This is a genomic window from Streptomyces sp. NPDC006207 (assembly GCF_040613835.1).
Classification (GTDB): domain Bacteria; phylum Actinomycetota; class Actinomycetes; order Streptomycetales; family Streptomycetaceae; genus Actinacidiphila.
The window spans coordinates 24650-42829 of sequence record NZ_JBEXSX010000041.1 but is presented as its reverse complement, the minus strand read 5'-3'; the positions used below and the strand labels follow the sequence as shown (position 1 = coordinate 42829).

The 18180-nt window shown below is 72.9% G+C and carries 21 protein-coding genes; 12 read left to right on the top strand and 9 right to left on the bottom strand.

Features of this window, described 5'->3' with window-relative positions:
• Positions 1-85: 85 nt before the first annotated feature.
• Positions 86-1369 carry a cytochrome P450 family protein gene (locus tag ABZ312_RS28685; RefSeq protein ID WP_500439064.1) on the top strand — a complete coding sequence of 428 codons (1284 nt, stop codon included), beginning with the start codon at positions 86-88 and terminating at the stop codon, positions 1367-1369.
• On the opposite strand, the gene ABZ312_RS28680 is transcribed toward ABZ312_RS28685, so the two are convergent.
• Positions 1305-1958, bottom strand: coding sequence for a DUF2238 domain-containing protein (locus ABZ312_RS28680; protein WP_500439063.1), 654 nt, complete (start codon positions 1956-1958; stop codon positions 1305-1307). The two genes, ABZ312_RS28685 and ABZ312_RS28680, sit on opposite strands and share 65 nt — an antisense overlap.
• A gap of 160 nt (positions 1959-2118) precedes the next feature.
• Between ABZ312_RS28680 and ABZ312_RS28675 the strand changes: the two genes are divergently transcribed.
• The gene (locus tag ABZ312_RS28675; RefSeq protein WP_500439062.1) at positions 2119-2592 is read left to right on the top strand and encodes a carboxymuconolactone decarboxylase family protein; all 474 of its coding nucleotides are present in this window, start codon (positions 2119-2121) and stop codon (positions 2590-2592) included.
• Between the two features lie 26 nt (positions 2593-2618).
• Positions 2619-3542, top strand: coding sequence for an RNA polymerase sigma-70 factor (locus ABZ312_RS28670; RefSeq protein WP_500439061.1), 924 nt, complete (start codon positions 2619-2621; stop codon positions 3540-3542).
• A gap of 27 nt (positions 3543-3569) precedes the next feature.
• Here the strand turns inward: ABZ312_RS28670 and ABZ312_RS28665 are convergent, their stop codons facing one another.
• Positions 3570-3989 carry a hypothetical protein gene (locus ABZ312_RS28665; protein ID WP_500439060.1) on the bottom strand — a complete coding sequence of 140 codons (420 nt, stop codon included), beginning with the start codon at positions 3987-3989 and terminating at the stop codon, positions 3570-3572.
• 61 nt (positions 3990-4050) lie between these two features.
• Here ABZ312_RS28665 and ABZ312_RS28660 point away from each other — a divergent pair, with 61 nt between their 5' ends.
• From ABZ312_RS28660 to ABZ312_RS28650, 3 genes are all read left to right on the top strand, one after another.
• Positions 4051-4656 carry a GNAT family N-acetyltransferase gene (locus ABZ312_RS28660; protein ID WP_500439059.1) on the top strand — a complete coding sequence of 202 codons (606 nt, stop codon included), beginning with the start codon at positions 4051-4053 and terminating at the stop codon, positions 4654-4656.
• Positions 4653-5558 carry an EamA family transporter gene (locus ABZ312_RS28655; protein ID WP_500439076.1) on the top strand — a complete coding sequence of 302 codons (906 nt, stop codon included), beginning with the start codon at positions 4653-4655 and terminating at the stop codon, positions 5556-5558. The genes ABZ312_RS28660 and ABZ312_RS28655 overlap by 4 nt, the downstream gene beginning before the upstream one ends.
• 295 nt (positions 5559-5853) lie before the next feature.
• On the top strand, positions 5854-6123 hold the full coding sequence (locus tag ABZ312_RS28650; protein WP_500439058.1) for a hypothetical protein: 270 nt from the start codon (positions 5854-5856) through the stop codon (positions 6121-6123).
• Here ABZ312_RS28650 and ABZ312_RS28645 read toward each other — a convergent pair.
• Together ABZ312_RS28645 and ABZ312_RS28640 are read right to left on the bottom strand one after the other, a co-directional pair.
• Positions 6116-6670, bottom strand: a complete 555-nt coding sequence (locus ABZ312_RS28645; protein ID WP_500327658.1) for an MBL fold metallo-hydrolase — start codon at positions 6668-6670, stop codon at positions 6116-6118. The two genes, ABZ312_RS28650 and ABZ312_RS28645, sit on opposite strands and share 8 nt — an antisense overlap.
• 34 nt (positions 6671-6704) lie before the next feature.
• Positions 6705-7700: a quinone oxidoreductase family protein gene (locus ABZ312_RS28640; protein ID WP_500439057.1), complete on the bottom strand. Its 996-nt coding sequence runs from the start codon at positions 7698-7700 to the stop codon at positions 6705-6707.
• Positions 7701-7859: 159 nt separating this feature from the next.
• Here ABZ312_RS28640 and ABZ312_RS28635 point away from each other — a divergent pair, with 159 nt between their 5' ends.
• A complete protein-coding gene (locus ABZ312_RS28635; protein WP_500439056.1) occupies positions 7860-8489 on the top strand; it encodes a TetR/AcrR family transcriptional regulator in 630 nt (209 codons plus the stop codon).
• Positions 8490-8720: 231 nt separating this feature from the next.
• Here the strand turns inward: ABZ312_RS28635 and ABZ312_RS28630 are convergent, their stop codons facing one another.
• Entirely contained in the window at positions 8721-9218 is a 498-nt protein-coding gene (locus ABZ312_RS28630) for an ArsR/SmtB family transcription factor (protein WP_500327663.1), read from the bottom strand.
• 238 nt (positions 9219-9456) lie between these two features.
• Here ABZ312_RS28630 and ABZ312_RS28625 point away from each other — a divergent pair, with 238 nt between their 5' ends.
• Entirely contained in the window at positions 9457-10203 is a 747-nt protein-coding gene (locus ABZ312_RS28625; protein WP_500439055.1) for a class I SAM-dependent methyltransferase, read from the top strand.
• Positions 10204-10489: 286 nt separating this feature from the next.
• Positions 10490-10627: a hypothetical protein gene (locus tag ABZ312_RS28620; protein ID WP_500327666.1), complete on the top strand. Its 138-nt coding sequence runs from the start codon at positions 10490-10492 to the stop codon at positions 10625-10627.
• A gap of 40 nt (positions 10628-10667) precedes the next feature.
• Here the strand turns inward: ABZ312_RS28620 and ABZ312_RS28615 are convergent, their stop codons facing one another.
• Entirely contained in the window at positions 10668-11162 is a 495-nt protein-coding gene (locus ABZ312_RS28615; protein WP_500327668.1) for a PaaI family thioesterase, read from the bottom strand.
• Between the two features lie 94 nt (positions 11163-11256).
• Between ABZ312_RS28615 and ABZ312_RS28610 the strand changes: the two genes are divergently transcribed.
• On the top strand, positions 11257-11724 hold the full coding sequence (locus ABZ312_RS28610) for a winged helix-turn-helix transcriptional regulator (protein ID WP_500327669.1): 468 nt from the start codon (positions 11257-11259) through the stop codon (positions 11722-11724).
• A 324-nt stretch (positions 11725-12048) separates the two neighbouring features.
• On the opposite strand, the gene ABZ312_RS28605 is transcribed toward ABZ312_RS28610, so the two are convergent.
• Both ABZ312_RS28605 and ABZ312_RS28600 read right to left on the bottom strand, forming a co-directional pair.
• Complete coding sequence (locus ABZ312_RS28605) at positions 12049-13155, bottom strand: PucR family transcriptional regulator (protein WP_500327670.1); 1107 nt, start codon at positions 13153-13155, stop codon at positions 12049-12051.
• Between the two features lie 238 nt (positions 13156-13393).
• Positions 13394-14377 (bottom strand): helix-turn-helix domain-containing protein, encoded by a 984-nt coding sequence (locus ABZ312_RS28600; RefSeq protein ID WP_500327672.1) that lies wholly within the window; start codon positions 14375-14377, stop codon positions 13394-13396.
• Between the two features lie 58 nt (positions 14378-14435).
• Here ABZ312_RS28600 and ABZ312_RS28595 point away from each other — a divergent pair, with 58 nt between their 5' ends.
• Positions 14436-15698, top strand: a complete 1263-nt coding sequence (locus ABZ312_RS28595) for an MFS transporter (RefSeq protein WP_500327674.1) — start codon at positions 14436-14438, stop codon at positions 15696-15698.
• A gap of 105 nt (positions 15699-15803) precedes the next feature.
• Here ABZ312_RS28595 and ABZ312_RS28590 read toward each other — a convergent pair whose 3' ends face one another.
• Positions 15804-17429: an FAD-binding oxidoreductase gene (locus ABZ312_RS28590; protein ID WP_500439054.1), complete on the bottom strand. Its 1626-nt coding sequence runs from the start codon at positions 17427-17429 to the stop codon at positions 15804-15806.
• A gap of 117 nt (positions 17430-17546) precedes the next feature.
• On the opposite strand from ABZ312_RS28590, the gene ABZ312_RS28585 reads away from it, so the two are divergent.
• A complete protein-coding gene (locus tag ABZ312_RS28585; RefSeq protein ID WP_500359066.1) occupies positions 17547-18158 on the top strand; it encodes a TetR/AcrR family transcriptional regulator in 612 nt (203 codons plus the stop codon).
• Positions 18159-18180: the final 22 nt, after the last annotated feature.

Genomic DNA, 18180 nt, shown 5'->3' with positions numbered 1-18180 from the left:
GCCCCACCCCGTACCCGGCACACGGGACCGTCGGTGGCCGGACTCCCCCCGGGCACGCGGCATTTCCACCCGAAAGGCCTGACCGATGACCAACCGGCGCCACTCCCCCTTCCTTCTCGACCCGGGCGGCCGGGCCCTGCACACCGAGAGTGCCGCGCTGCGCGCCCGCGGCGCGGTGACGAAGGTGCTGCTGCCCGGCGGCGTCGAGGCGTGGTCGGTGAACAGCCACGCCGCGCTGGAGCACCTGCTCACCGACCCACGGGTGTCCAAGGACTCCCAACGGCACTGGCCGCGCTTCGCGTCGGGCGGGATCACCCCGCAGTGGCCGCTGTACGCGTGGGTGGCGGTGCGCAACATGTTCACCGCCTACGGCGACGACCACCGGCGGCTACGGCAGCTGGTGGCACCGGCGTTCACCCCGCGCCGGACCGCGGCGATGCGCCCGCGGATCCAGCGGATCGTCGAGGAGACACTGGACGGGCTGCCCGCCGCGGCGCGCGACGGGGTGGCCGACCTGCGCAGGCACTTCGCGTACCCGATCCCGGTACGGGTCATCACCGAACTGATGGGCGTGCCCGAGGGCGCGATGGCCACCGGACTGCGGGGGTGCATCGACAACCTCTTCACCACCTCACTCGGGGCGGCGGAGGCGGCCGCCAACCACCGGAACACCTACGCACTGCTGGACGAACTCGTCGCCCTGCGCCGCAGGCGGCCCGGCGACGACCTGACCAGCGCCCTGGTCGCCGCGGAGGAGGGCGAAGAACGCCTCACCCGGGCCGAGGTGACCGACACGCTGCTGCTGATCATCGCTGCCGGGCACGAGACGACGGTGAACCTCCTCGACAACGCCTGCTTCGCCCTCCTGACCTCCCCGGCCCAGCTCGACGCCGTCCGTGCCGGGCGGGCCACCTGGGGCGACGTGATCGAGGAGAGCCTGCGCCGGGACGCACCCGTCGCCCACCTGCCCCTGCGCTACGCGGTGGAGGACATCCGCGTGGCGGGGACCACCATCGCCAGGGGGGACGCGATCCTCGCCTCGTACGCCGCCGCCGGCCGTGACCCCGGCCGGCACGGACCGACCGCCGACGACTTCGACGTCACCCGCTCCGACAAGGACCATCTCGCCTTCGGGCACGGCGTCCACTACTGCCTCGGCGCCCCGCTGGCCCGGCTGGAGGCCGCGGTCGCCCTGCCCGCGCTCTTCGCGCGCCACCCCACGATGACGCTCGCCGAGGAACCCGGCGCGCTGGAGCCGGTGACGTCCTTCATCTCCAACGGGCACGCCCGGCTGCCCGTCACCCTCACCCGAGCCGCCCGGCGCCGCGCGGCGCGAGGCCGTCCAGCTGCCGGTCGTGGACCCTGCTGAGCAGCAGCAGCGACAGCACGGCACCGACCAGGGCGCAGAACATGTCCCACTGGGTGTCCCAGACGTCCCCCTGCGTGGCGAGGAACGCGTCCGCGGCGTCCCCGCCGATCAACGCGGCCCACCACTCGATTAGTTCGAAGAACGCGCTGAACGCCATGCAGGCACAGACGGTGAGCGGCGCGAGCCAGCGGCTGCCGCGCAGCGGGGAGGTGCGGACGAGGATCTCACGGACGAGCACGGCGGGGACGAAGCCCTGCATGAGGTGGCCGATCCGGTCGTACGGGTTGCGCGACAGGTCCAGGGTGTCGCGCAGCCACTCCCCGAACGGGACCTGGGCATAGGTGTAGTGACCGCCCACCGACAGGACCAGGGCGTGCAGGGCCAGCAGCACGCACAGCAGCCCGGTCAGCGGGAAGCGGCGCCGCAGGGCCACGGCGAGCGGCAGCCCGATCATGATCCAGAAGGTCTCCAGCACCCACGTGCCGCGCTCCCGGGGATGGATTCCGGACACCACGAGGACGGCGAGCACGAAACCGGCGGCCAGCACGGGCAGCCCGACGCGCCGGACGGGGACGCTGAGGTCTGTCATGTCCACCAGGGTCGCGGGACGCGGTGCACGGGCGCATGAGTACGCCTACTCAATCCTGAGACGCGGCTCACACCGGACCGTGTCACTGGCGTCCCGGCTACCTCGTCCCAAGGGGTGAAGCCGTGGACGACACGGACGGCGGACACCGGAGGAGCACACCATGGACGCGCGACTGGACTACCTCGCCGACCCGACAGCGGGCAGGGCCCTCAAGCACTTCATGGCCGTGGGCAGGTCGTTCAAGGAGTCGTCGTTGCCGGCCGCGACGCAGGAGCTGGTGGCGCTGCGGGTGAGCCAGATCAACGGCTGCGGCGCCTGCATCGACATGCACACCAAGGAGGCCGCCGCCGCGGGCGAGACCCCGGTGCGGCTCCACCTGGTCGCGGGGTGGCGGGAGGCCACGGTCTTCACCGAGGCCGAACGCGCCGCGCTGGAGCTGGCGGAGGAGGGCACGCGGGTCGCGGACGGCGGTGGCGGGGTCGGCGACGAGGTGTGGGCGCGCGCCGCCCGGCACTACGACAAGGAGCAACTCACCGCCCTGGTAATCCTGATCTCCTTTATGAACGCCGTGAACCGGCTGAACGTCATCGCCCGGCAGCCGGCCGGCGACTACGAGCCCGGGCGGTTCCACTGAGCACGACCGGGGGAAGGGGATCCGGCATGGGCAAGGTGGAGGAGTTCGAGGCGCTGCGGCCGCTGCTGTTCTCGATCGCCTACCGGATCCTGGGCAGCGTGGGCGAGGCCGAGGACGCGGTGCAGGAGACGTGGCTGCGCTTCGACGGCTCGCCGACCCGGCCCGTGTCGGCCAAGGCGTTCCTGTCGGCCACGGTGACCCGGATCTCGATCGACGTGCTGCGCTCGGCGCGGGTGCGGCGGGAGGCGTACGTCGGGCCGTGGTTCCCCGAGCCGCTGCTGAGCGATCCGTACCAGGATCCGGCGCGGTCGGCGGAGCTCGCCGACTCGGTGTCGATGGCCGCGCTCCTGCTGCTGGAGCGGCTCAGCCCGCTGGAGCGGTCGGTGTTCGTGCTGCGGGAGGTTTTCGGCTTCGGTTTCGAGGAGGTCGCCCAGGCGGTGGGGCGTTCGGAGGCGGCGTGCCGTCAGCTGGCGGTGCGGGCGCGGCGGCACATGGAGGCCGGGCGGCCACGGTTCGCGGCGGACCGCCAGGCGCGGCAGGAGCTGGCGCGGCGGTTCTTCGACGCGTTGAAGGACGGCGACGTCGACGCGCTGCGGGACCTGCTCGCCGCCGACGTGCAGCTCGTCGGGGACGGTGGCGGCAGGGCCCCGCAGCTCGCGCGGGCCGTCGTCGGTGCGGAGAACGTGGCCCGGGTGCTGGGCACGGTGTTCCCCTGGCTGGTCCGGATCGACGTGACGTTCGAGCCGCGCGAGGTCAACGGCCAGCCCGGAGCGGTCTTCCGCGACCGGGACGGCAAGGTCCTGCACACCATGGCCCTCGACGTGCTCGACGGGCGGATCCAGGCCATCCGTTCGGTGCTCAACCCCGACAAGCTCGGCCACCTCGGTCCGGTCGCCGACGCCTGGGCGGTGCACCGGGAGGTGAAGCGGGCGCGCAGGCAGGGGAACTGACGGCACTGAGCCGGGCGGGCCTGGTCGTCAGGGCCGGCGCGGCCCGATGAGCGCGGTCTCCAGGGCCTCGCCCGTCATCTCGACGACGACGGCGGCGTCCCGCATGCCCACCGGAAGGTGCGCGTACTCCTCGGCCCGGCACACGACGGCGCCGTCGCTCGGGTCGAGGACGACCGCGCCGAGCCGGGAGACGAGTTCCGCGACGATCCCGAACACCCCGCCGGCGTGCGGGCGCGAGACCATGATGTCGCGCTCGCCGACGTAGACCTCGGCCTCACCTCCGTCCGCGGCCCGCACCAGGAAGTACAGCCCCTCGTCCGAGGCCGCGGTGAGCGGCGGATCCCCGACAGCGTGCGGCTCCAGGACGGCCCGCACCAACGCGCCGTCGACGGGCACGGGCACCTCCGCACCGTCGACGAACGTGAAGATCAGCGGACTCCACCCCACGACGACCCCTCCCCGCTCAAAACCGTGTGCGCCGGCCAGGACGGGAACCTACCCTCCGGGCATGGGTCTTCGCGAAGAGCTCCCGGACGACGCCGAGTCCGTACGTCAGGTCCACCGGCGGGCCTTCGGCCTCGACCACGGCCCGGTCGTGGCCGATCTGGTCGGCACCCTGCGCGGGAGCGTCACGCCCACGGACGGTCTCTCGCTGGTCGCCGAACACGACGGCCGGGTCGTCGGGCACGTGATGTTCACCCGCAGTCTGCTGGACGCCCCCCGGCGCCTGGTCGAGGTGCAGGTCCTCAGCCCGCTGGCCGTCCTGCCCGAGCACCAAGGGACCGGGATCGGCACGGCCTTGGTCCGGCGCGGACTGCGGACGCTGGTCGAGCGGGCGGTCCCCGTCGTCTTCGTCGAGGGCGACCCCGCCTACTACGTGCGCCTCGGGTTCCTGCCCGGCGGCGACCAGGGCTTCCGCAAGCCGTCCTTGCGCATCCCGGACGGAGCCTTCCAGGCGATGGCGCTCCCCGCGTACGAACCCTGGATGACGGGCACCCTGGTCTACGCCGAGGCGTTCTGGCGGCACGACGCGGTCGGCCTCCGCGACCCGGCGGCGCGGGAGGACGACGTGCCGCACGGCGACCGGTCCCCGACAATCCACCCGTGCCCATGATGACCGCCGGCAGGACGGAACGCGGCCCGTCCCCCCGGGCCCTGCTGACGGCGCTGGCCGGACGTGCCTACGGCGCGATCCCGCCCACGGCACTGGTCCTGCTCGGCATCGTCAGCGTCCAGGTGGGCTCGGCGTTGGCCAAGCACCTGTTCGGCGCGGTGGGCAGCTTCGGGACGGCCGCATTGCGGCTGTTCTTCGCGGCGGCGGTGCTGATGCTGTTGTGGCGGCCGTCGCTGCGCATGAGCCGTCGCACGTGGACGGTCGTGCTCGGCTACGGCGTGACACTCGGCCTGATGAACCTCTGCTTCTACCTGGCGCTGGCCCGGATCCCGCTGGGGATCGCGGTGACCGTCGAGTTCCTCGGGCCGCTGGCGGTGGCCCTGGCGGGATCGAGGCGTTGGCTCGACGCGTTCTGGGCCCTGCTCGCGGCCGGCGGTGTGGTCCTGCTGATGGAGGGACGCGGCGAACTCGACCTCGCCGGTTTTCTGTTCGCCCTCGCCGCGGGGACGTGCTGGGGCCTGTACATCCTGGTCGGCGCGGCGCTGGGCCGCCGCACCACGGAAGGCAACGGCCTGGCCCTGGGCATGGCCGTCGCGGCCCTGGTGGCCGTGCCGTTCGGCGTGACCGACAGCGGAACGGCGCTGATCCAGCCGTGGGTCCTGGCCGCGGGGCTCGGCGTGGCGCTGCTGTCGTCGGTGATCCCGTACTCGCTCGACCTGGAGGCCCTGCGCAGGATCCCGCCGCGCGTGTTCGGCATCCTGATGAGCCTCGAACCGGCGATGGCGGCCCTCCTCGGCTTCGTCGTCCTCCATGAGTCCCTGCACTGGGTCCAATGGATCGCGGTGCTGTGCGTGGTGGCCGCATCGGCCGGCGCCGCCCGCGGCACCACCCCGGGGGCCTGACCGCCGCATCCGGCGCCACCGCCGTGGCGCAAATCCGCCTTCATCAGGCCGGTTCGGGGCTCCGGTTCCCCCGGCCGCAACACTCCGCAGCGGCTGACGGCCGACCCCGTTGAGCATGACCACGCCTTCCACGCGACGCTGACTCCGCACGGGGACGACAACGTGTGCCTCCTGCGGATGGACATCGATCCCGTCGGCGCGGGCGAACTCCGTGACCTGTTCGGCTCGTTGCAGGCCTCGTTGGCGCCGTGACCGCGGAATCGCCCCGCCGCCCCGGGTCGGGCATCATCCCCTGGTGAGCATCGTGGTGGACTTCTTCGCGGCCCCGGACGACACCGCTGCGGCTTCCGTGCTGGGGACCGGGACGGTGCGCGGGTTCGCGTCGCTCTCGTTCGGGAACTTCGACCCCGAAGAGGCCGTGGTCGAGTGGGAATGCCTTCTCACCGGCAGCGGTTCCGAGGGACTGGCCGAGGCGGGTGAGCCCCGCCTCGTCGCGGGCGCGGATCACGGTGAGCACCTCGTCTTCGCGCTCTCGCCGCGGCTGCCGGCGGCACTCGCTAGCTAGGCGACGTCCCCGGCCACCACCAAGCCGATGGACGGCACGTGCAGGACGGTGTCGAGTCGGTGTCGGTGTGCCCCACCTCCACCGGATACAGCGCCCGGCCCTCCAGTTCGAACCCGCCCGCGGGGACCGGCTCGGCCAGGACGGGGCTCTCGGGGAACAGCCCCGGCCACAGCACGTCCCCCATCTGCTCGCGGCCCTCACCGGCCTGCCGGCGCATGAGCCCGATGGTGCCCTCGGTGGCGTGGACCGTGACCCCGGGGAAGCGCTTGAGCAGTTCGGCGGTGCCGAACCAGTGGTCACCGTGGCCGTGGGTGATGTAGACGTGGCACAGGTGCCTGCCGGACGCCTCGATCCAGTCGCCGGTCTCCTTGATCTGGTCACGGGTGAACGGAACGTCGACGAGAACGGCGTCCGTCTCCCCGTGGATCAGCGTCGTGGTGATCGGCGAGGAGACGATCGGCCCGCCGTCCGGCAGGCGCTGCGCCCCGGCGCGCGGCGCCCCGTCCACGACGAGGGTGCTGTAGGCCAGGGGTTTCGGGGTGTTCACGGGCCTTCGTCCTGCGCTCGGGTACTGCGCGGCATCACAGGGCGAGGAGTACCCGCCCGAAGGGTCCCCCCTCGATGAGGTGGCGCTGGGCCTCGGCGGCCCGCTCCAGGGGGAAGACCCGGTCGACAAGGGGATTGATCTCCTTGCGGGCGAGCATGTCCAGCAGCTTCACGTTGCCCGCGTTGATCTGCTCCTGGGTGAACATGGCGAACTGGAAGCCGCACACCCGGGCCGCCTTCCAGATCAGGTCGGTGACGTTGATCTCCGCCCGCATTCCGCCCGAGTAGCCGATGCTGACCAGGGTCCCGCCCCTGGCGAGCGCGCCCAGCGCCTGACCGGTGATCGGCCCGGCCACACCGTCGAGCACGATGTCGACACCCTTGCCGCCGGTGAGCCGCGCGACACCGTCGCGCAGCGATTCGGCGGTGAGGTCGATGACCTCGTATCCGGCCGCCCGCGCGAGCTCGGCCTTGGCCGTGGAGGTCGCGGTGGTGATCGCGAGGGACGCGCCGAGCCGCCTGGCGATCTCGACCCCGCCTTGGCCCACCGCGCCACCGCTTCCGGGGGCGAGCACGGTGGCACCCGGCCGGAACCCGGCCAGTTCGGTCAGCGCGAGCCAGGCGGTGAGGTAACCGGCGCCCGCGGACAGTGCCACGGCGCCGGTGTCGTCGATCGCGTCGGGAACGGGCACCAGGTGGGCCGGGTCGACAACGACGTAGTCGGCCCAGGTGCCGTCGGCCGCGATGCCGTAGCGGCCGCCGCTGATCATCACCCGGGTCCCCGCCGCCGGACCGAGCGCACCGGGCTCCTCGATCGTTCCCACGCCGATGCTGCCCGCCGTGACCGGGAAGGGCTTGACCGTACCGGGAGGCATCTTCCCCGAGCGCACGGTGTTGTCGAGCGGGTGGATGCCGGCCATCGCCAGCCGCACCAGAACCTGCTGGTCCTGGGGCACGGGCCTGGGGACGTCGGCCAGGTGCAACACGTCGTAGTCACCGAACCGGTCGTACTGGACAGCTCGCATCGTCATGGCCTCTCGGATGTCCGATCGTGGCGGATCAAAGCGTCGCCCGGCGGCCGCGACACCACGTCGCGCGGCGCAGGCCCCGGTCCAGCCAGGTAAAGCGATCGCTTTCCTCGACGCTAGTACGCCCGGCCCTCGAAGTAAAGCGACTGCTATACTTTTGCCGTGGAGACCGAGAGCACATCCGGTACCCGGCGCCGCGGCGGCCGGGGGGCGCGCGAGCGCATCCTGCGGGCGGCCGCGCAGCTGTTCTACGAGGAGGGCATCCACGCCACCGGCGTCGCGCGCCTGGTGGAGACCGCCGAGGTCTCCACGCGCACCTTCTACCAGCACTTTCCCACCAAGGCGGCGCTGGTGCAGGAGTACCTGAGCACCTACGAGACGGGACTGACGCAGCGGATCGAGCAGCATCTGACCCGGGCGGGGCTCACCCCCAGGGACCAGTTGCTGGCCCTGTTCACCATGATCGCCGACGCCGCCCAGGGACCCTCGGGCACCGTGAGCACACGCGGTTGCCCGCTCCACAACGCCGCCGTGGAAGCGGCGGGCACGATGCCCGACGTACGGCAACTGGTCCGGCACAACAAGCAGGGCGTCACCCGGCAGCTCATCGACATCGCCGCCCGCGCCGGTGCCGCAGACGCAGAGCAGCTGGGCCGCCATCTGGCCGTGCTCCTCGAAGGCGGCACCGCGCTGTCGACCTCCCTCGACAACCCCCGCCCCCGCCATGACGCCCTGGAAGCCGCCCGCGTACTGATCGATCACGCGCTGCCCGCGGCCCGGCCCGCCGACTGAGGGCACGGCCGGGCCGTCCGGTGTGATCACCGGAACCCATGCCCCGCCGGCCTCGCGTATCCGTCGCCCGTCCAGCCGCGGAGTCCGCGGCTTCTCGGTGCTCCTCTCGGACAGCTTGCGCAGCCCGCCAGTGCCAGTCGGCAGATGGGCATCACCGGAGGCGAAGGCCCCGAACCGTGTCTTCCGGAGGTCGGCGCCCGAGGCGCCGGTCGCCGCGGGGCAGCGCCGGCGTCAAGGCCGGTTCGGGTCGGGATGCACCACCATGAACAGCGACCAGGCAGGCGCGGCAGGGTCATCGGGGCGGTTGGCGAACTCCTCCAGCAGATCCTGGAGTCGGGTGCGGAACTCCTCCATCTGCGGTGGGGGCAGGCGCAGCCCCATCCTGGTGCCCTCGGCCTCGGCCGCGGGGACGAGGGCGAGTTCCTCAAGGAACGCGTCGAGCATCGAGCGGTCCTGTGCGGGGGCCTCGATGTGCCAGGTCTTGCGCGTCGACAGATAGGGGATCTCCCGTGCGCCGCGCGCGCCTCGCCGTTCTTCCTGTGGTTCCAGAAACCCGGTGCGGACCAGTGTTCTGGTGTGGTGGAGCACGCTGGCCGGGTCACGCCCGAGGATCACCGCGATCTCCTTGTTCGTGCGCGGCTCCCGCGCGCAGATACGCAGGATGCGCAGGCGGAGGGCGGAGGCGAGTGCCTTGGCCTCCGCGTCGGTCGCCGGCCGGCGTTGGGTCACGACCGGCAGTCTACTGAACTGCCGGCAGGCCATTGAAGGACCGGAACGCAAGCGATTGACAAAACCAAATCACTCGTCCAGGGTGCCACTGTGCTCTTCGGGCCGGGGAGGACCTCTGGCCGATCCGCGCAACTCCCGTCAACGAACGAGGTCGACCATGCCGAACCGCCCCGGAACGACCGGCGGACCCGCAGCTCCAGAGACCGCCGGACGGGCGGGCGTCCATGTGCCCAGCCCGGTGTCCTGGATCAGTCCCGTCGAAGCTCCCCCGGGCCCCGGGGAGACGGCGAACGACTACGACCGCTTCGCCGAGGCCTACGCGGCCGAGAACGAGACCAGCCTCATCAACGCCTACTACGCGCGCCCGGCGATCGTGGACCTGGCCGGCGACGTGGCAGGCCGCCGCATCCTCGACGCCGGCTGCGGCGCCGGCCCCATCGCCGAGGACCTGCGCACACGGGGCGCCTTCGTGGCCGGCTTCGACTCCAGCGCCGGGATGCTGGCGCTGGCCAGGCAGCGGCTCGGCGACGGCGTGGTACTGGAACGCGCCGAGCTGGGCGGCCCGTTGCCGTTCGCCGACGCCGAATTCGACGACGTCGTCGCCTCCCTGGTCATGCACTACCTGGAGGACTGGACGACCGCCCTGGCCGAACTGCGGCGCGTACTCAAGCCCGGCGGCCGGCTCATCGTGTCCGTCAATCACCCCTTCGTCAGCCAGATGGCGGCCCCGCCCGGAACTGACTACTTCGCGACTCGCACCAGCTCCGAGATGTGGGAACTCGGCGGCGCCAAACACCTGATGACCTTCTGGGACAGGCCGCTGCACGCGATCACCGACGCCTTCACCGCAGCCGGCTTCCGGATCGACGTCATCAGCGAGCCTGCCCCGGCGGCCGGCGCCCGCGAACGCTTCCCCGAGGTCTTCGCACAGAAGCAGTCCGGCACATTCCTGTGCTTCCTGTTCTTCGTCCTCACCAGAGCCTGACCTCCGCGCCGGGGGCCCGATCGCCGCGCTGGGGAGGACCGTCGCGGTTGCCGGAAGACCTGCCGGTCGTTCCTCGGCCGAGGAGACGCCGTCACGCCGACTGACCCTTGGCTGTCATGTCGCTGGTGCTGTGCCGTATTCGTGGCCACTGGGCGAGGCGCCAGCGCTGATCAGCAAAGCTCAGTGAGAGACGCCGGTATCTCGGTGTCTCCGTGGGACAGGGGCCTGTCATCGGCGGACCAGCACCTCCTAGCTAGCCGAGCCGTCCCGGCTGTGGGAGGTCGCCGTGGCGTGGGCCGGGCAGCGCGCGGCGGACGGCGAGGTCATCGACCCGGACGTCGCCCGGGCGATCGTGGACGATGTGGCCGACCTCGCCGGCGAGGCCGGACGCCGCGGCGAGGGCGTCTACTGCCGGGTCGGGTAGCCGGCAGGGCGACGCCCGCCGTTCCCGGCCCGCGTACCGCTCAGCGCGCGGGGACGGGGAAGAGCATGCAGCTGCTCGTGGCGTGGGCGAGCAGACGGTCCGTCGCGTCGAACAGCTCGGCCTGGGCGAGGGCGGTGCGGCGGCCCTGGTTGAGGACGGTGCCGACGGCGCGGACCTTGCCGGTGTCGACGGTGATCGGGCGCAGGAACTTCAGGTTCAGGTCGAGCGAGGTGTAGCCCATGCCCTCCGGGAGCACGGACTGCACGGCGCAGCCGGCGGCCGAGTCGAGGAGGGTGGCGTAGACGCCGCCGTGGACGCTGCCGATGGGGTTGTAGTGCTCCTCCCCCGGTTCCATGGCGAAGACCGCGCGGCCTTCCTGGACCTCCTCCAGGGTGAATCCGAGGGTCGAGGCGATGGGCGGTGCGGGAAGGCGTCCGGCCAGCACGTCGCGGAGGAACTCCAGACCGCTCGTGCGGCCGACCGCGGCCGCGGAGACCTTGGGGTCCCCCCATTCGAACGTACGCGACCTCGCCATTGGACGTGTCCTCCCTGACCTACTGACTTCGACATCCGAAGTTAGCCAGCCGCAGCTCTGGATGTCAATGCCGAAGCCAGCCTACGATGACCGCATGACCTGGCTGGAGACCGGTACCGAGAACTGCACGGTGCAGCGCACCCTCGACCTCGTCGGCGAGAAGTGGTCGCTGCTGGTGCTGCGAGACGCCATGAACGGGGTGCGCCGCTTCGACGACTTCCGCCGTCACATGGGGCTGTCCGAGGCGGTGCTGGCGGACCGGCTGCGCAAGCTGGTCGCCGCGGGGATCCTCGACACCGTCCCGTACCGCGAACCGGGCAGCCGTACCCGCAACGAGTACCGGCTCACGTCCAAGGGCTGGGACCTGTGGCCCGCGATGATCGCCCTCAAGCAGTGGGGCGACCGCTACACCGCCGACCCGGAGGGCCCGCCCCTGGAGGTCCGCCACCGCGACTGCGACGAGCCCGTCGAGGCGGTCGTCGTCTGCGCCGGCGGCCACGACGCGCTCGCCCCGCGGCAGGCCTACACCCGGCCCGGCGCCTCCGCCCGTATGCGGGTCTGAACAGCGGGCGACGGCGACGGGTCGCCGAAGACCCGTGTCCTCGTGGTCGCCGTGGTGGGCGTCGACACCCTCTCCCCCGAACCCCCGTGTCCCCCGTCGAGGGCGTCGACGTCCAAGCCACCGATCGGGACGCTCCCCCGGTCCCTGATGGCCCACGAGCGCGAAGCCGAACAGGACGGGCATCCCCGCCCTCTCCCGCTTCGTGCACTGGCTCCGTTCCCGGCGCCGTGACGATGCTGGCAGGGCAGGTGGCCGGTACACATTGCCGGTTCCCGGCAGTCTTGACGCCTTGTTGACGGCCTGTTGACGGAGCAACCTCCCGCGCTAGAGCGGTTGGTCGGGCCATCCGAGCAGCCGGGCACCCATCGCCGCGGTCTCCAGGGTGTAGCGGTGCAGCGGATCGCCCGGGTCGTAGCCGGTCAGCACCTTGATCCGCTCCAGGCGGTACGTGAACGTCCGCACCCCGAGGCCCAGTCGACGCGCCGCTTCCGCGTTGACGTGCCCGGCCTCCGCGTGCGCGGTGATCGTCTCCAGCAGCGGTCCGGCCCCGCCCCGGGCCTGCTCCAGCGGCCCCAGCACGGTGCGGACGAGGTCGGCCATGGCGGCCCGGTCCCGCATCAGCACGGGGAAGACCAGCAGTTCCTCGGCGCGCAGCACGGGGGGATGCAGGCGCAGCCGGTCGGCGACGTCCAGTGCCCCGAGGGCCTCCTCGTAGCTGCGCACGATGCCGCTCGTGCCGGAGTGGGTGCGGCCGAACGCCACCCGGCGGGCCGCCCCGTACCCGGGCCCGGGGCGCAGCGCCGTGTCGGCGAACGCCTCGAAGACGGCACGCTCACTGCCGGGGGCGATGCACACCAGCCGGCCGTCCTTCCCGGCCACCAGGACGTCGCGGTCGCCGAAGCGGCCCGCCAGTTCCCGCTCGATGCGCCGCACCGCGGGCTGGCCGTCCTCGTACGCGTCCACGCCGCGCGCCACCGCCACCGCGTGCCCGCGGCCCAGCCGCAGCCCGAACCGCTCGGCGCGCTCAGCGAGCCGTCCCGGGTCGCTGCGCCCGTACAGCAGGTCGTCGACGAACTCCCTTCGGGCCGCCTCCTCCTGGCGGACCAGGAGCCGCTGGGCGCGTTCGTGGCCCTCGCCGAGCGCGACCACCGCGGCGTCGAGGGCGGTCAGCACCGCCTCGCCGGCCCGCTGCACCTCGGTGGCGGTGTCGGCGGCAGCCACGCCCCGCAGCGAGCCCCACGCGTCGCGGGTCGCCGTCAGATAGGTGCCGACGAGGTCGCGCAGCCCGTACCCCCGGCCGCCCGCGCGCTCGCCGCAGGTGCGGAGCGCGTCCAGCTCGTCCCGCCGCAGCCGCCGGCCCGTCCCCGAGACCTCCCCCAGCACCCGTGCGTACGCCTCGAGCTCTTCCTCCGGTACGCCTGCGCCCCGCATGGCCGCGTCTCCCCTCCAGGCACCCGTCGTTGCCGTCCCCCGGCAGCCTGGACCGTACCAACCCTGCCCGGTCCGGTGATCACCGCCCTCGCCTCGGACGACGTTCGGGAGACGACGACGTTCGGGAGACCCGGACCAACCACCCGTCGGCGCCGCTGACTTGACGTACAGCCGTTCGAGGGACGATGATCTCCGCACACTCCCCAGGTCTCCCCCCGTGGCCTGGGGAGTGTCTCGTTCAGCCGTCCGCACCTCCGGCGAGGAGGTCCCCGGAGGCGGTGCGCCGGTAGACCACGCGCCGGTCGACACGGGTGCCGGTGACCAGTCCGGCATCCCGCAGCACCGCCAGGTGGCCGCCGACGGTGCCGAGGGACAGGCCGAGGTGGGCGGCGAGTTCGCTGGTGGTGGCGGGGCGCTCCAGTTCGTGGAGGATCGCCGCGCGGCCGGTGCCGATCAGCCGTCCCAGAGCGGGCCCGGGTTCCGCGCGTCCCCCGGCCGCGGCGGCTCCGCGGGCCGGGTAGACCAGCGCGTACGACGCCGGCGGCGCCTCGCACAGCCACGTGCCCCGGGACACGGCGGCGACCGGTACGAACAGCATCCCCTCGTCGCCGACGACCCGGTCCGGTGAGCCCCGGTGGCTGAAGCGGATCGCGTCCGCGCCGACCCAGGCGCTGTGCCGGCTCATGTGTTCCAGGGCGCGGGGCCAGCCGTAGGCGGCCAGCAGCCCTGCCCGGTAGGTGACGTCCCGCTCCAGCAGGGCACGGCGGCGCGGCCAGTCGGGAGCGACGTGCGCGGTCCAGGTGCGCCGGAAGAGCTCGGCGGTCCTGGCGGCCCAGTCGCGTCCGGTCAGCCAGCCGAGGTCGTGCTCCTTCCAGCTGTGCGCCACCGACTGCTCCAGTTCGGCGCGCACCTGCGCGTCGGGCACCCGGGCCACCTCGGCCAGTTCGGCCTCGATCGTGGTCCGCATGCCTCCCGCCGGCGGCAGGACGATGTGCGCCGGCATCCACTTCGTGGACCCCAGCAGCCGCACCAGGCCCTTCGCGAAGGGGTCGGTGTCGAGCGCGGCCCGGAACACGCCATGGTGGCGGTCGTACCAGGAGGCCAGCCAGGGGTCGCAGTACCCGGCGCCCAGCACGAGCAGCGACGCCAGGGTCTCGGCCAGCGGCGACAGGGCGAACCGGGACCGCGACAGGGCCAGCGGACTCAGCCGCAACAAGGTCATCTTTCGCCTCCCGCCGAAACGATAGTGCCCCGCCCGGCGCGTCCAGCAGACTCCGCCCGTGCTCGCATCCCTTCCGCCGTACCGGGACTTCCGCTGGTTCCTCACCGCCCAGACGGTGTCCCTGCTCGGCACCGCGATGGCCCCGGTCGCCCTGGCGTTCGCGGTCCTCGACGCCTCGGCCGGCCTCGGCGACCTCGGTGTCGTCCTCACCGCGTACATGGTGCCGCTGCTGGTGTTCCTGCTCGTCGGGGGCGCCACGGCCGACCGTCTGCCGCGCCGCACGGTGCTGGTGGCGGCGAACCTCGGTTCGGCCGTCACCCAGGGCGCGGTCGCCGTGCTGCTGCTGACCGGGCGGTACGCCCTGTTTCCGGTGGCCGCCCTGGGGTTCCTCAACGGCGTCCTCGCCGCCTTCACCACGCCCGCGCTGCGCGGCATCGTGCCCGAACTCGTCCCCGGGGACCGGATCCGGCAGGCGAACGCGCTGCTGGGCTCGGTGCGCAACGCCACGAAGATCCTCGGGCCGAGCCTGTCCGGCGTCCTGGCGGCGTCCGTCGGCGGCGGACCGGCCATCGCCTTCGACGCGCTGACCTACCTCCTCGCCGCCGGGTGCCTCACCCGCCTGTCGTCCCTCACCGCCCCCACCGCCGCACGTCGCCCCTCGGGTCTGCTCGCCGACATCCGCGAGGGCTGGGCCGCGTACCGCCGGATCCGCTGGGTGTGGACGGTGTCGCTGTGCTTCTGCGTGGTCAACCTGGTGCAGGTCGGCACCTGGCAGATCCTGGGCCCGGTGCTCACCCGGCAGCTCGCCGACGAGGCCGCCTGGGGCTTCGTGCTCAGCGCGCGCGGCGCCGGACTGCTGGTGATGAGCACGCTGATGTACCGGCTGGCGGCCCGTCACCTGCTGCGGCTGGGTGTGCTGGCGGGTGTGCTCGGCGCGCTGCCCCTGCTCGCGCTCGGTGCGCACCTGGGTGCCCCGTGGCTGATCGCCGCCGCCTTCACCGCCGGGCTGGGCTCGTCGGTCGCGGGCGTCGGCTGGGACACCTCCCTCCAGGAGCACGTTCCGTCCGACACCTTGTCGCGTGTGTCGTCCTTCGACGACCTGCTGTCCTACGTCGCCATTCCCATCGGCCAGCTCAGCGTGGGGCCGCTCGCCGACCGCATCGGGGGGTTCCGGGTCGCCGCGGCCGCCGGAGTCGTGTACGCCGCCGCGGCCCTGGCCCCGATGACCTCCGCGGCCGTACGCCGCCTCCCCCACGGCCGCCCGGCCGCCACGCCCGCCGATCCGGCCCCGGCGGCGCCGCCCGAGCCGATCGGGCGTTGACGGCTCCGACCGCGCGCGGGAGGGCGCCTACGGGGTGAGCCACAGGGGGTGGGTGAACCCGCTCCCCACCGGCCGACCGGACACGGCGCCCGAGCACCGCCGCTGTCAGCGCGCGGGCAGCAGGACGCCCGGGTTGAGGATGCCCGCCGGGTCCAGGGCGGACTTGGCGGCGCTGAGGGCGGCGGCGAAGGGGTCGGGGCGCTGGGTGTCGTACCAGGGGCGGTGGTCGCGGCCGACGGCGTGGTGGTGGGTGATCGTGCCGCCGTGGTCGGCGATGGCCTGGGAGACGGCGGACTTGATGTCGTCCCACTGGGCGACCGTGCTGCCCCAGCGGCCCGCGGCGTAGATGCCGAAGTAGGGGGCGGGCCCGTCGGGGTGGACGTGGCTGAACCGGCAGGTGACCACTCCGGTGCCGCAGGTGGTGCGGATCGCCTCGTTCGCGGCGTGGGTGACCGCCGCGTGGAGTTCCTCGAACCGGTCCCAGGTGCAGGCGGTCTCGAAGGTCTCCACGACCAGGGACTGCTGGGCCAGGGCGTCGCGCTGGTAGGGCATGCGGAGGAAGGACGAGCGCCAGGACCGGTCGGTCATGGTGCCCCCGTCCCCGCCCGCGTCGCCGCCCGCGCCGGTGTCGGTGTGGCGGGCCGGCTCGGGCACGTGGCCGCCGTGGTCGCGGCACAGTTCCAGGGCCCGGTCCATCCAGGGTCCCAACGGGTGGTCGGCGGACTCGAAGGCCAGGATCAGGACGCTGCCGCCCGTGGTGACGCCCGCGTTGACGAGTGCCTCGGCGGGGTCCAGCAGGCGGCAGTTCGACGGGTGGAGCCCGGACTGGGCCAGGGCGCGGGTGGCGGTGACGGCGGCCGTGAAGTCGGCGAAGTGGACGGAGGCGTTCGCCCGCCACCGGGGGCGTCGCTGAAGGCGCATCCAGGCCTCGGTGATGATCCCGAGGGTTCCCTCGGAACCGAGGAACATCCGGTCGGGCGACGGCCCCGCGCCCGAGGCGGGCAGTCGCCTCGACTCGCCGGTTCCGGACGGGGTCACGACGCGCAGCGCCTGCGTCAGGTCGTCGATGTGGGTGTAGAGGGTGGCGTAGTGGCCGCCCGCCCGGGTGGCCAGCCAGCCCCCGAGGGTGGAGAACTCGAACGACTGCGGGAAGTGGCGCAGCGTCAGGCCGGAGGGCCGCAACTGGTCCTCCAGGTGCGGGCCGAGCACGCCGGCCTGGATGCGGGCCGACCGGCTCACGGGGTCGGTCTCCAGGACGCGGTCGAGGCGCTCCATGTCGAGCGTCAGCGCCGGGCGTCCGTCGGGGAGGCGGGGTTCCACCCCGCCGACGACGGAGCTGCCGCCGCCGAAGGGGATGACGGCGATCCCCTCGCGGGAGCACCAGTCGAGGAGGTCGACGACGTCCTGCTCGGTACGGGGACGGGCGACGAGGTCGGGGGCGTGGCGCAGGTCGCCGTGGAGGTTGCGGACGACGTCCCGAAAGGCCTTGCCGTGGGTGTGCGCGGCGCGGTCGTGCGGGGTGTGGGAGCACAGGTGGGCCAGCGACGGCGGGGCCTTGACCCGTACCGGCGGCAGGGCGAGGGAGGCGACGTCCGGAGGGAGGTGGACGGTGAGGTCGGCGTCCGGGAGCAGTCCTGCCACCCGGCCGGTCAGCGCCGTACGTTCGGCGCCCCGCACCGCGTCCTCGACGGTGCCCCATCCCCACCACGACCGTGTGCCCGTGCGCGTCATGCGTGTCCCGCCCTTCGCCTCACCTCGATATGACCGATGGGTAAATTACCACTGGGTCACATCCTTGGGGTGGGGTGAACTGACCTCGCGGTCAGTTCACTGCCTACAATCACGGGCGTGACGAGCGCGCGAACCCGTACCGCCGGGACCAAGGGCGTGCCCCGCGCCGAGCGCGAGGAGCAACTGCTGAGCGCGGCAGTCGAGGAGTTCGGCCGCCGTGGCTACGGCGGTGCGTCGATGGCGGCCATCGCCGAGCGGGTCGGGGTCACCAAGCCCCTGCTGTACCAGTACTTCGGGTCCAAGGACGCGCTGTACGCCGCGGCCTTGGAGCGGGTCGCCGCTTCGCTGACGCGCGCACTGACCGACGCGCTGGTCCCGGGCGTCACCTCGCTGGGGACGCCGTTGTCCGTGCTGCGCGCGATCTTCACCACGCTGGAGGGGCAGCGCCACGCCTGGTTCGTGCTCTACGACCGGACGTTGCCCGCCACGGGTCCGCTGCGCGCGGCGGCCGAGCGCCACCGCACCGCCATCGACGGGCTGGCGGCCGCGGGCAGCGCGGAGTTCCTCGCCGCCCGCGGGATCGGGGACCCGCTGGACTCCGACGCGCTCAAGCACCTGTGGACCGGCACCGTCAGCACCCTGGTCACCTGGTGGATCCACCACCCCGGCGAGTCCGCGCAGGCGATGGCGGAGCGCTGCCGGCGGCTCATCACCGCGATCGTCACCTGAGCCGCCACGCCCCGTTCCCGCC